This window comes from Providencia sp. PROV080, from assembly GCF_033688105.1.
In the GTDB taxonomy this organism is placed as follows: domain Bacteria; phylum Pseudomonadota; class Gammaproteobacteria; order Enterobacterales; family Enterobacteriaceae; genus Providencia; species Providencia zhejiangensis.
In genome coordinates this window covers 490,785-502,666 of record NZ_CP096346.1, presented here as the reverse complement: position 1 = coordinate 502,666, position 11,882 = coordinate 490,785, and the positions used below count along the sequence as shown (strand labels likewise).

Sequence of the window (11,882 nt, the reverse complement as noted above, 5' to 3'; positions counted from 1 at the left end):
AGTAACATTATCGGCAGCGCTGTTATTTTTAGCAATTATCTTTATGGGGAAATAAAGAGATCTGTGATGCTTCTCTCACTAATGTGATGCATCATTTTTGAATTCTAAATACTTTCACCTGGTAGTAACTCAAAACCAACATCAAATAACGTCTGTGGTAACTTTTTACCATTAATACGCGCCAGTAAGACTTCGGCCGCTTTACGTCCAATACTATCTCTAGGGGTGAGAATACTGGCTAATTTCGGTGTCATCACTTGGCCAACATCATGGCCATGGAAGCCTGAGATGGCTAAGTCATTCGGCACTTTAATACCAAGGCGTTGGCATTCAAAGATCGCCCCGATCGCCAAGTCATCATTGGTACAAAATAAACCATCTGTTTCAGGGTATTTTTGTATGCAATCATGAAGTAGCTTAGCGCCTAATGAATAAGAAGAGCTCACCTGTGTCATCACATTACGCGGCTCGAGACCAGCATCACGCATAGCTTGCTCATAACCTTGTAAACGAATCACAGTTCGCTCATCATGGCGGGCTCCGAGATAGACAACATGTTGGCATCCACGAGTTAACATTGCCGCCGTCATTTGTCGTGAGGCTTCAAAGTTATCAATCCCAACCGCAACATCGAGACATGGAGAAACGCTATCCATGATTTCAACGACAGGGATCCCTGCTGTCTTTAACATCCTGAGCGTTCGCTCTGTATGGGTACGTTCCGCTAAAATGACCCCATCGATATTATAAGAGAGTAAAAAAGTGAGGCGCTCTTCTTCTTTTTCAGGGAGATAGCCATAATGCGCAAGCATTGTTTGGTACCCATGACGGTCTGTCACAGCTTCAATGCCACGAATAACTTCCGCAAACACTTGGTTAGTTAACGAGGGTAATAGCACACCAATAGCGTGACTCGTTGCATTGGAGAGCAGGTCCGGTGCCTTATTTGGAATATAGCCTAATTCATCAACCGCTTGCGCTATTTTACCACGTAACACTTCAGAAACCTGCTCAGGGTTTCGTAGAAAGCGGCTAACGGTCATCTTCGTGACACCGACTTTGTCGGCAACATCCTGTAGTGAGGGTCTTTTTTTCTTCATATATTCCAATATTTCTAGCACATGCAATGTCTAAGACTATGTTCAGCGATCTTTTTATGGATAGCAATGTTTGTGACTGATTTACATCACAGAATAGTCGAGTTTTCCTATTAATGTCTCTTTTGTGGTTGACTCTAAGGTATGACTTCGCTAACTTTCCGCGCTATATACCAATAAATATAACGAATCTTATTTTTAATACTATGGGAATTAACCGCAGACAGTTTATCAAATCCTGTGCAGCGTTCATGGCACTTTATTATTTTCCTGCCTATGGGAAGAGAAATAATCACGTCGAACAAGCACTATTTGGTGTCATCCCCCAGCCAAGTAAAATCCAGCGCGTCATTAGTGCGGGTCCGCCTTCTGATCTGCTGTTGTTCGCTTTAGCACCTGAAAAAATGGTGGGATTTTCTTCAATTAATTTACAAAAAGGCCATTCTCATTTATTCGCTAAACAATGGCGAAATTTACCTATATACGGACGCTTAGCGGGTCGTGGTAGCACATTATCGCTAGAAAAGCTGATTGATTATAACCCCGAATTGATTATAGACACTGGTAATATTGACGATACCTATCGTTCTCAAGCCGAAAAAATCGCGAAACAAACAGGAATTCCTTATTTGCTGATTGCAGGAGGGCTGCATGATTCACCACAGCAGTTACGCCAATTAGGTGAATTATTAGAGGTTCAGCAACCTGCCAAACAACTAAGTGAGGTTGCCCAACATTATCTCCAAGACGCCAAAACCTTTGCTGAAAAATACCATGCTAATGCGCCTAGTTTCTATCTAGCCAGAGGGGCCAAAGGGCTACAAACAGGTACTAAAGGCTCGATTCATACTGAAGCTATAGAAATATTGGGTTTACGCAATGTTGTCGACATCCCTAACTTTAAAGGTTTAACTGAAGTTTCTATGGAGCAGCTGTATGATTGGAACCCTGACATTATCATTACGCAATATCCGGAAGCCGCTGAGTTTATTAGGCATTCAACATTATGGAAAGGCTTGCATGCAGTCTCCTCTGAGCATTTGCTGACTTTTGGTGGTCTGCCATTTGGTTGGATTGATGGCCCTCCTGGCATTAACCGCTTGTTAGGCATGCGCCGTTTACAAAGTCATTTTGATCAACACGTAGAATCAGTCATAGGTGATGACATAAAACAATTCTTCCATCTGTTTTATCACTCACCTCTGACTGACGCCCAAATTGATAAATTGCTGGAAATGTCATGAGTCGCGTAATGACATCGGGTCTACTCTTAGTGGTTTTTATTATCTGTTTTGTCACAGCATTAAACAGTGGTAAGTATTCACTAACATTTAACCAGTTCCTCAATTTATTGATGGCTGAACTGAGTACTTCCACAACGATTGATGACCCACGTACTGCTACTGTATTTTGGCAAATTCGTTTTCCTCGAACATTAGCTGCCATCATCATCGGTGGCGGGCTAGCCATTGCAGGCGCTGCTTATCAAGGTATGTTTCGTAACCCGTTGGTTTCGCCTGATATATTAGGGGTATCTGCTGGCGCTGGGGTGGGTGCCGTCATTGCTATTTTTTTAGGGCAATCATTGGTCTATATCCAGTTAGCTGCCTTTATCGGCGGTTTACTCGCCGTGACCTTAGTCTGCTTGATCGCTCGAATGGCACGCCAACATGATCCTATCTTATCCCTCGTCTTAGTGGGGGTGGCGATCAGCGCGCTATGTGGTTCTGCCATCTCTCTTATGAAAATTTTAGCTGACCCTTATACACAACTGCCTTCGATTACTTTTTGGTTATTAGGTGGACTTTCATCTATCACACAACATGACCTGCTTTCCGCCTTCCCAATCATGCTGCTGGGCATTATCCCACTACTCCTGCTGCGCTGGAGAATGAATTTACTCAGCCTCTCCGATGAAGAAGCAAAAAGCTTAGGTATTAATGTCAGTTTGCTGAGGGCGGTCTTCATTATTTCCGCCACCTTAATTACTGCGAGTGCAGTGTCAATTGCGGGAATTATTGGTTGGATTGGATTAATCGTTCCCCATATCACTAGAATGATAGTAGGCGCTAACTTTCGCTATCAGTTACCAGCCTCTATGGCTATAGGGGCGATTATGCTACTTATCACCGATACATTAGCACGTAGCATCGCCGCCATTGAACTGCCCCTTGGTATATTAACCTCGGCTGTCGGTGCGCCTTTCTTTTTGGCTATCCTGTTGCAAACTCGGAGAGTCAAATGAACCTGATAACCTTAGAAAACGTGGCTATTGGCTATCATCGTCAAGCGATTTTAACGCAACTTTGCTTAGCACTAGAAACGGGCGCAATAACATGTCTTCTCGGGGCCAATGGTTGTGGTAAAACAACCTTAATGAAAACGTTGTTAGGACTTATACCTGCTATTGAAGGGCGTATTTTATTAAAAGAAAAACCGCTCAGCACTTATAAATCAAGCGATATCGCCAAAGTGATCGCTTACGTACCTCAAGCGCATGATACGCCTTTCACCTTTACTGTTATTGATATGGTGATGATGGGACTCAGCCCTCATATTTCATTATTTTCAGCGCCTAGAGCCAAAGAACGCACACTGGGATTACAGCAACTCAACAAGTTGGGCATTGCTCACCTTGAATCACGTTTATACTGCACACTCAGTGGTGGTGAGAAACAGTTAGTATTGATAGCCCGCGCCTTAATCCAAAACCCAATTATGCTGATTATGGATGAACCCGCCGCGAGTTTAGACTTTGGCAACCAAATTCGTTTGTTAACACAAGTTGAACAATTAAAAGCGCATGGAATGACCATTTTCATGTCAACTCATCATCCACAACATGCTGCCGCTATCGCCGATAACGTCATTTTGCTTGATAAAGCGTATGGAGCAAGACAAGGTTCAGCTCAGAGTATGTTAACACTCACTAACTTAGCAAAACTCTATTCTACTGACGAAAAGAGTATTGCTACTCATTTTCAGTTTCCTACTCATTTTACTTGCTAAGGCCACAGTTATGCTTATTGACCAATTAGATTTTGCCAAAATGTATCAAGATCATATGCAAAAGGCACAACGTTCACGTAAAGAACCCGAGCATTGGGATAAAAAAGCCCAAAAAATGGCACAAACTTGTGCAAATCCACACGACCCTTATTTAATACATTTTCGTGAGTTAATGGATTTTACAGATGCAAAAACACTACTCGATGTTGGATGTGGCCCCGGTTCTGTGTGTTTAAACCTTGCAAACCAATTGACATCGGTCATCGGTATTGATTACAGCCAAGGCATGTTAGACGCGGCCAGAGAACGCGCTAGCGCGCTGAATATTAATAATGCGCAATTCGAACAATTAGCATGGGAAGACGATTGGACTCACTTACCAAAAGTCGATATCGCGATTGCATCACGCTCAACGTTAGTCGATGACCTTAAAGCTGCTTTACTGAAGCTTAACCGCCAAGCCAACTTACGCGTTTACACAACCCATACCGTGAACCCAACCTTTATTGATGAAAATATCATTCACTCTATTGGTCGTGAAGTGGTGCGCCTGCCAACTTATATCTATGCGGTTAATATCTTGCATCAGATGGGGATCAATGCTCGCGTTGATTTTATTAATAGCTCCGATAATAGCGGCTTTGCGAGTGTCGATGCTTTTATCGATAGCGTCAATTGGTCACTAAAAAACTTAACCACTGACGAGATAACCAAATTACATCAATACTATGCACAGCACATCAGCTCAGGAAAACGCATCCCTTATCCTTCACGTAATTGGGCGATGGTCTCGTGGGACGTGGTCGATGAAGCGAGTCTTACACTATGATATATCTCTCTGATAGCATAATCGATCAGTTGCTCCTTGATGATATTCTGTATGGTGATTTAACCACACGCTCTTTAGGTCTACACAACCAACGAGGTACTATGACGTTTACCTCTACACAAGGTGGTTGTATTAGTGGTATTGAAATCGCCTTACGAATGCTCAAGAAATTAGGTCTTGATTGCCAAGGCTATTTTCGCGATGGTGAAATCGTTGCAGAGAATAGCGGCCTAATTAAGGCCACAGGCGCTGTAGAAGCTCTTCATCAAGGATGGAAAGCGGTACAAAATATACTTGAATGGTGTTGCGGAGTCAGCCACTACACCCACCAAATGGTTTCTATACTTAAGCACCACCAGCCCAATGCACAATTAGCCTGCACAAGAAAAACCGTACCAGGAACAAAATTATTTGCCCTCACCGCAATACTGGCAGGCGGCGCAATGATTCATCGAGCAGGCTGTGCTGAAAGTATTTTATTATTTACCAATCATCGCAATTGTCTCGCAGCACCTAATGACTGGCATGCACATATTAATACATTAAAAATTGCCGCGCCCGAACAGCAGATTATTGTTGAAGCGGATGATATCGAACAAGCGAATCTAGCCATTCAAGCAGGGGCTGATATTGTGCAATTAGATAAATTTACACCACAACAGATCCGCCAGTTACAGCAAGATATTTATAAACAAAACAGCTTGTGCCGTTTATCCGCGGCCGGTGGCATCAATTTACAAACAATAGAAGAATATGCGCAAACAGGCATTTCTTTATTTGTCACATCGGCTCCCTACTACGCCCCACCGAGAGACATTAAGGTAAAAATTTCCGTAGCGTGAACCTAGCAATCATACAAACCCAGAGCATCATCCACCTAATTTGATGGATGATCTCGCTTATCAATAAACACCAACATCGTTATATAAAAAGTTACATATTGCATTTAATCAACTGGAATTTAACTATGAAAATAAAAAAGATTAGCTATTTGATTGGGATGGCATTATTCACAGCATCGAGTTTCGCCGCCACAGAAGACCAAACGAGCCGTGATGTCATGACGGTTTGGAGTACGCCTCTTGCTGCTGATGCGAATGTCATTACACAATCGCAAATGCAACAATTAAATCGAACGAATGTTGCACAAGCCCTGAATACCATGCCAGGCGTTGTGATTCAAAAATCAGGTAATCGTAATGAAACTCAGGTGAATGTGCGTGGCTTCGACAGTCGCCAAATACCTGTTTTTTTCGATGGCATCCCAACCTACGTCCCCTATGATGGCACATTAGACCTCGGGCGTTTTATGACCAGTGAACTCGCAAGCGTCGAGTTATCCACCGGGTATACATCTCTGTTGCAAGGCCCAAACTTGATGGGGGGCGCGATAAACTTAACAACGGCAACACCGAAAAAACCTCTTGAAGTGAATATTAACCTGAATCAAGGTTTTGCTCGGGGTGCAGATAATGCACATAATATGAGTGCCCGCTTGGGTGGACGTAACGACCTTGGCTTTATTCAAGTCAGCGGTAGTCAATATCAGCAACGGTTTATGGGATTACCTCATTCCGCTGATAATAATCCGTTGGCGGGGAGCCATGGGAGACGCACTAACTCTGCAACTGATGATAAACGCCTAACGCTAAAGATGGGTTGGACACCACGTGAAACTGACGAATATGTGCTGACTTATTTAAAACAAGATGGTGATAAAAATAGTGCGCCAAGTGCAGATAATAAGAAACAACAAATTTGGCAATGGCCAGAATATAATAAAGAGAGTCTTTACTTTAATGGCACCACACAACTCACCAGTGATATTGCCTTACAAAGTCGACTCTATCACGATAAGTTCAAAAATACGCTGCACCAATATAAATCCGTTCAAGACTATAAAGACGGCAAGTACAACTACAGCCATTATGATGATTACAGTAATGGTGTTGATATGCGAGTGGACTTTACATTACGTGAATTAGACATGTTATCTTTTGCGGCGCATTGGAAAGAAGATACCCATCGCGCACGTAGCAATAAAGTCGTTCCTTATGACCGCTATCAAGATCAAACATGGTCAATCGCCACCGAATATCAATGGGTCGCAACGGATAAGCTCGATATTATTGGTGGGATAAGTTATGACTGGCGTCGCAGTGATGAAGGAAAACGTTATTTATACAATAACAAGAATGTAGTGACTGGCATTGAGAATTATGAAGATAACCACCAGCAGGCTTTTAACTGGGAATTCATGGCTCGTTACCACTTAGAAAATAGCGACACCGTCCAGCTCTCGGTTTCAGATCGGAGCCGTTTCCCAACACAAAAAGAGCGTTATACTAAAAACAAGATGAAAAATAATGACAGCTTCATCATTAACCCTCATCTTGATGCAGAACGCGCGCTGACCTTTGATGCCACTTATAAAGGCCATATCACACCAACTTGGTTTTATAATGCTAGCGCCTATTATAATCATGTCTCTGACGCCATTATGGCACACCATATGTATTATGATAGCGTGGCAGGTTCTGACGTATATCAAAATCGTAATAGCGGTAAAATTAACTATGCTGGTATTGATCTAGGCACTCATGGAGAAATCACCGATTGGATGAGTGTAGGCATAAATTACAGCTATATTCATGCAGATCCCAAACATAAAAGTGTGAAACATGTTGCGGAATTGCCAACACATAAAGCTTTTGCTTGGGTGCAATTTACCCCATATGAATCTCTCAGTATCACGGCAACAGAAGAAGCAAGAAGCTGGGCTTTTAATTATATTGATAAAGATGACAAAATTCACGGTTTTGCAAAAACAGATATTCGCATGGATTATGATCTAAATCATGGTTTATCTATAAATTTATCAATTAACAATTTGTTTGATAAATCATACCAATACACAAAAGGGTATATTGAAGAAGGGCGTAACTACTGGTTAGGTATTGAATACAACTATTAAATAAAATTAAATTAGGCGAGATATTCTCCCTCTCGCCTAATAATAAAAAAAAGCACTTATCATTTTTATTAAATTGACATTTTCAAAAACAATTTAATAATTAAGCAGTATCACTTAGGATTTCTCTCAATTAATCTCCTTTTTTAAGACCGCTAACTAACCAAAAGCCACATTTTAGAAATATATTGTTTTTTACACACAAAAAATGCACCTCAACAAAATATAAAACTAAAAAATAATAAAAAAACAAACCATAACTCCATTGCATCACTTAGATCAATATATTTGATAGCAAGATACAAAAAAGCTCACTTCTATATACTTGAAGTTAATTCAATCCGTATTTAGACTATATGCATTAAAAATATTTATAAAAATATAAATTAATTAAATTTTTCTAAAAATTATAAACTGATTCAGTTGATTATAATAATTTCGCTGTTCTAGAGTTAGAATTAGAGAGAGCAAACCGTGTTTATGACAAATAACAAAGATTATCTGATTAACGATACATTTATCTTTGAGACAAGCAAAAGTATTGTTTTCTTAAAAGATGAAAGCGATAAATTTGTAGAGTTATCAAAGCCTGCATCACGCTTATTGAGTGAAATCATCACTCTTAATCAACGTGCAAAAATCGCCACAAGAGAAGAATTACTGACTAATGTTTGGGAGGAGTATGGCCTTGTAGGGTCAAACAATAATCTCAATACTTATGTTAGCGAGATAAGAAAAAAATTCGAACTCATCGGCTTAGATCCTAAATCTATCATCACTGTTCCTAAAAAAGGTTTTCGCTTTGATTGTGAGTCATTAGAAATAATCACTAATGAAAACAATTCTGACCTTTTACAGGAAGAAATGGTGGTTCACAATGACAACAACATTATTTTAAGTAAAAATAATTATATATTGTCAGACCCTTCCCCTCAGCAAAATATTGAGCATAGTCGCGAAGAATTGCTCACTAATCCCATTGATAGTCAGCCACCTGTGACTGAATATCCCCCAAGGAACACACAGCATCATGAACCATTAGAATTAACATTAACAGAACAAAAAGATACAAAAAAAATAAGAAAACAAAGTAAGTTAAAAAGTAGTTATATGGTAGTTGCTTTTATTGCTCTCTTCTCAGTTTCATTAACTTTTGCCTTTCATTTTATAACAAGCTCTAACGCGAGCATGAAAGAGAATGACTATATTACGGTCAGTGAGAGAGATAAATGTTTAATACAAGTTCCTGTTCATTTAGTGGAAAGTTCAACAAAAGATAGTATCGATTATGTCAACAAGAAACTCGATAAATACAATGTTAACTGCCAAGAACCTAAACGCGTTATCTTACTTTCAGAACTAAACACCATCCAACCTGTTGATAAAAACATATCCATTAGTATCTGTAAGGAAAAAAATACTCAATACGACTGCGTATCAATTAATGATCAGAGAATTTAAATGAAAAAATACATTTTATTGCTTTTATTTTCTTTCACTTTAGTGTTAATAACATCATTTGCCCTGCACACTGAGAGTGATGACGTAAATCTTTGTCACTCTGATATTCTCTGGATAAAAGATAACGGTACTGATGACGGGCTAATGCTAAAATCAAAAACAAGTATTCTGGTTACCAGTGATAATATGGGAAGAATGAATATGTATGGTTACGTCAAAGAGAATAATGTTTTCTATCGCCTTGATAGAGCGCTCTATTTTAATTACCAATCGATTGATAAAAAAAACAATTACTCTATTCGTTTTAAAACATTATCTATTACCAGCTCAGATAACGTCCCTCAAGCCCTCTTCGCTAACTTCATTCAATTAGAAGAAGAGAAAATAAATTATTACATTAATGTGACAAAAATGAATGATAATATTTATATTATTAAAGATGAAGCTTATTCATCGTTCACCTGTTATGCAGATAAATAAAAAAAAAGCCTACTAACATTGCTGTTTTAAGTAGGCAAATCGCCAACATGGAAAACTATTCAAAACTGGTTGTGCGGTGGCTAATCAATGGCTATTAGAATTAAAAATAGCCACTTGAGGAATTCCATCTTCTGCAATTGTTCCTCTAAACATGCCTTTGGTATTAAATTGCATAATAAAGTTGCCATTTTTATCTATTGCGATAAGGCCCCCCGTTCCACCTAGGTTGCGCACCGTATTTAAGGTATTCATACCCGCTTCAGATAATGGGAGGCCTTGGTATTGAATTTGTGCGGCAACATCATAAGCAGCCACAGAACGCATAAAAACTTCACCTAGCCCCGTTGTAGAGATCGCTATTGTCTTATTATCCGCATACGTGCCTGCACCAATAATGGGTGAATCGCCAATACGGCCATAATGTTTATTGGTACTACCGCCAGTCGATGTGGCGGAAGCTAAGTTCCCTCGAGTATCAATAGCCACAGCGCCTACCGTTCCATATTTGTAATCATACATCAGCGGATCAACAAATAAAGCGGCATTCGCGCCTTTCTCATGGTCGATTTTACGGCTAATTTCTTTGACTTTATTTAACTGTTCAACGCGTTGTTCAGTCATAAAATAAGTGGGATCTACGATATCAAGCCCTTCAGACTTAGCAAATTGTTCAGCGCCAACCCCGCCCATCATCACATAAGGCGTTTTAGTCATGACCTTGTAAGCTGCCATGATGGGGTTTTTAACATTCGACACCCCCGCGACAGCACCTGCTTTCCGAGTTCGCCCATCCATAATGGAAGCATCTAATTCCACTTTATTATCTGTAGTTAAAGAGGCTCCTTTACCTGCATTATAAAGTGGTGAGTCTTCCATGACGATCACCGCTGCCTGTACGGCATCAACACTGTCGCCGCCTTGAGCAAGGATACCGTATCCCGCTTGCAAAGCTTCTGTCAGTTTTTCTTCGTGCGCTTTTTTCTGCTCAATAGTAATATGTTGCTCTGTAATATCACCAGCCCCACCGTGGATCACTAGACGAAAGTTATTTTTTTGAGCGCTTGATGGAAATGCCAGAAGAATGGCAGATAATAAAATAGAGCCTGAAATATATTTAAATAAATTTAATTTTTTCATAGGTTATTTATTATTAACCTTATTTGATGCAATAAATTCCTATCAATTTAGGGTAAGTCATCATTACCCTAAACGAATATCTCATTTATTTTTCATCGCAAGCTATTGCAGCGTGCCTGTTTGTTCTTTCATTGGCAACACTAATTCATCTAAAACAGTCCATTTTAATTGGTTGCCATTCATCGTTTTTGGTAATTTAAAGCGTTGCTCACTCAGAGGTTTAAGTGGTTTGAATAACTCATTGCTATCGATATTATTTCCCCCTACACTGACGCTATCAAATGCCAGATATATTGGAGAGTTATTCATAACAACCAATTCATTGCCCTCTTTTCTAAAGCTTAATTTTTTTTGTGCATCTTCAAGTGTCAGATTCTTTATGCTTTTAGGGCGGTAATACACTTTAAAATGCAATGCTTGAATGGCATCAAATTCGGTCGTGTCTTGACTACCTTCTGTGTTTGGTGTTGATGGCGGTATCGCTCTAAATTTTGCAATATAAACCGTTTCTCGGTCACTGGGCATTTTCGCTGTATCACCAACAAACATAACTCGCCAATCATAACGCTGGCCAGGTTCTAGTTTATGTAAAGGAGGGGTAATCATAAACGGAAAATCATCCGCTTTACCCAAGGTGTTTACCCCTGTCACTTCATCTAACTTTTCAATACTCGCTTGCACCAAATAGGGTGTTGTAGTTGTTGCATTCCGTAAACGGAATGAGACACTTTTATCCCCTTCAATAAAGGTTTTTCGCTCATAAGGAAAAACAAGGGTATCTGAACTTGCACTTTCGAAATCAGATGCAGACGATGGCATGACACCGAAGAGTAATGATAGCATGAAACCCGTTATCAAAAGACTTGCCCAGTTTTTCATCAGTAAACCTTCATTAATT

General features: G+C 39.9%; 11 protein-coding genes. 8 read left to right on the top strand and 3 right to left on the bottom strand.

Annotated features, from left to right (window positions below; all coding sequences use genetic code 11):
- Nucleotides 1–104 precede the first annotated feature (104 nt).
- A complete protein-coding gene (gntR, locus tag M1F03_RS02160; protein WP_154621800.1) occupies nucleotides 105–1,100 on the bottom strand; it encodes a gluconate operon transcriptional repressor GntR in 996 nt (331 codons plus the stop codon).
- 203 nt (nucleotides 1,101–1,303) lie between these two features.
- Here gntR and M1F03_RS02155 point away from each other — a divergent pair, with 203 nt between their 5' ends.
- From M1F03_RS02155 to M1F03_RS02120, 8 genes are all read left to right on the top strand, one after another.
- The gene (locus M1F03_RS02155) at nucleotides 1,304–2,341 is read left to right on the top strand and encodes an ABC transporter substrate-binding protein (protein WP_318840069.1); all 1,038 of its coding nucleotides are present in this window, start codon (nucleotides 1,304–1,306) and stop codon (nucleotides 2,339–2,341) included.
- The gene (locus tag M1F03_RS02150; protein ID WP_251464952.1) at nucleotides 2,338–3,342 is read left to right on the top strand and encodes a FecCD family ABC transporter permease; all 1,005 of its coding nucleotides are present in this window, start codon (nucleotides 2,338–2,340) and stop codon (nucleotides 3,340–3,342) included. The genes M1F03_RS02155 and M1F03_RS02150 overlap by 4 nt, the downstream gene beginning before the upstream one ends.
- The gene (locus M1F03_RS02145) at nucleotides 3,339–4,106 is read left to right on the top strand and encodes an ABC transporter ATP-binding protein (RefSeq protein WP_251464950.1); all 768 of its coding nucleotides are present in this window, start codon (nucleotides 3,339–3,341) and stop codon (nucleotides 4,104–4,106) included. The genes M1F03_RS02150 and M1F03_RS02145 overlap by 4 nt, the downstream gene beginning before the upstream one ends.
- Nucleotides 4,107–4,116: 10 nt before the next feature.
- Complete coding sequence (locus tag M1F03_RS02140) at nucleotides 4,117–4,935, top strand: class I SAM-dependent methyltransferase (protein ID WP_251464949.1); 819 nt, start codon at nucleotides 4,117–4,119, stop codon at nucleotides 4,933–4,935.
- A complete protein-coding gene (gene modD, locus M1F03_RS02135) occupies nucleotides 4,932–5,777 on the top strand; it encodes a ModD protein (RefSeq protein ID WP_154621795.1) in 846 nt (281 codons plus the stop codon). Before M1F03_RS02140 ends, modD begins: the two co-directional genes overlap by 4 nt.
- 125 nt (nucleotides 5,778–5,902) lie before the next feature.
- The gene (locus tag M1F03_RS02130; protein ID WP_247047403.1) at nucleotides 5,903–7,909 is read left to right on the top strand and encodes a TonB-dependent receptor plug domain-containing protein; all 2,007 of its coding nucleotides are present in this window, start codon (nucleotides 5,903–5,905) and stop codon (nucleotides 7,907–7,909) included.
- 477 nt (nucleotides 7,910–8,386) lie between these two features.
- Nucleotides 8,387–9,367, top strand: coding sequence for a winged helix-turn-helix domain-containing protein (locus M1F03_RS02125; RefSeq protein WP_154621983.1), 981 nt, complete (start codon nucleotides 8,387–8,389; stop codon nucleotides 9,365–9,367).
- Entirely contained in the window at nucleotides 9,368–9,847 is a 480-nt protein-coding gene (locus M1F03_RS02120) for a FidL-like protein (protein ID WP_154635631.1), read from the top strand.
- 84 nt (nucleotides 9,848–9,931) lie between these two features.
- On the opposite strand, the gene M1F03_RS02115 is transcribed toward M1F03_RS02120, so the two are convergent.
- Both M1F03_RS02115 and M1F03_RS02110 read right to left on the bottom strand, forming a co-directional pair.
- A complete protein-coding gene (locus M1F03_RS02115) occupies nucleotides 9,932–10,984 on the bottom strand; it encodes an isoaspartyl peptidase/L-asparaginase family protein (protein WP_251464947.1) in 1,053 nt (350 codons plus the stop codon).
- A 102-nt stretch (nucleotides 10,985–11,086) separates the two neighbouring features.
- The gene (locus tag M1F03_RS02110; protein WP_251464945.1) at nucleotides 11,087–11,863 is read right to left on the bottom strand and encodes a molecular chaperone; all 777 of its coding nucleotides are present in this window, start codon (nucleotides 11,861–11,863) and stop codon (nucleotides 11,087–11,089) included.
- Nucleotides 11,864–11,882 lie beyond the last annotated feature (19 nt).

Bases quoted from the DNA above. Each gene is read 5' to 3' on its own strand.
- modD (WP_154621795.1), top strand. From the start codon at position 4,932: ATGATATATCTCTCTGATAGCATAATCGATCAGTTGCTCCTTGATGAT.
- M1F03_RS02115 (WP_251464947.1), bottom strand. From the start codon at position 10,984: ATGAAAAAATTAAATTTATTTAAATATATTTCAGGCTCTATTTTATTA.
- M1F03_RS02120 (WP_154635631.1), top strand. From the start codon at position 9,368: ATGAAAAAATACATTTTATTGCTTTTATTTTCTTTCACTTTAGTGTTA.
- M1F03_RS02140 (WP_251464949.1), top strand. From the start codon at position 4,117: ATGCTTATTGACCAATTAGATTTTGCCAAAATGTATCAAGATCATATG.
- M1F03_RS02145 (WP_251464950.1), top strand. From the start codon at position 3,339: ATGAACCTGATAACCTTAGAAAACGTGGCTATTGGCTATCATCGTCAA.
- M1F03_RS02125 (WP_154621983.1), top strand. From the start codon at position 8,387: ATGACAAATAACAAAGATTATCTGATTAACGATACATTTATCTTTGAG.
- gntR (WP_154621800.1), bottom strand. From the start codon at position 1,100: ATGAAGAAAAAAAGACCCTCACTACAGGATGTTGCCGACAAAGTCGGT.
- M1F03_RS02110 (WP_251464945.1), bottom strand. From the start codon at position 11,863: ATGAAAAACTGGGCAAGTCTTTTGATAACGGGTTTCATGCTATCATTA.
- M1F03_RS02150 (WP_251464952.1), top strand. From the start codon at position 2,338: ATGAGTCGCGTAATGACATCGGGTCTACTCTTAGTGGTTTTTATTATC.
- M1F03_RS02130 (WP_247047403.1), top strand. From the start codon at position 5,903: ATGAAAATAAAAAAGATTAGCTATTTGATTGGGATGGCATTATTCACA.
- M1F03_RS02155 (WP_318840069.1), top strand. From the start codon at position 1,304: ATGGGAATTAACCGCAGACAGTTTATCAAATCCTGTGCAGCGTTCATG.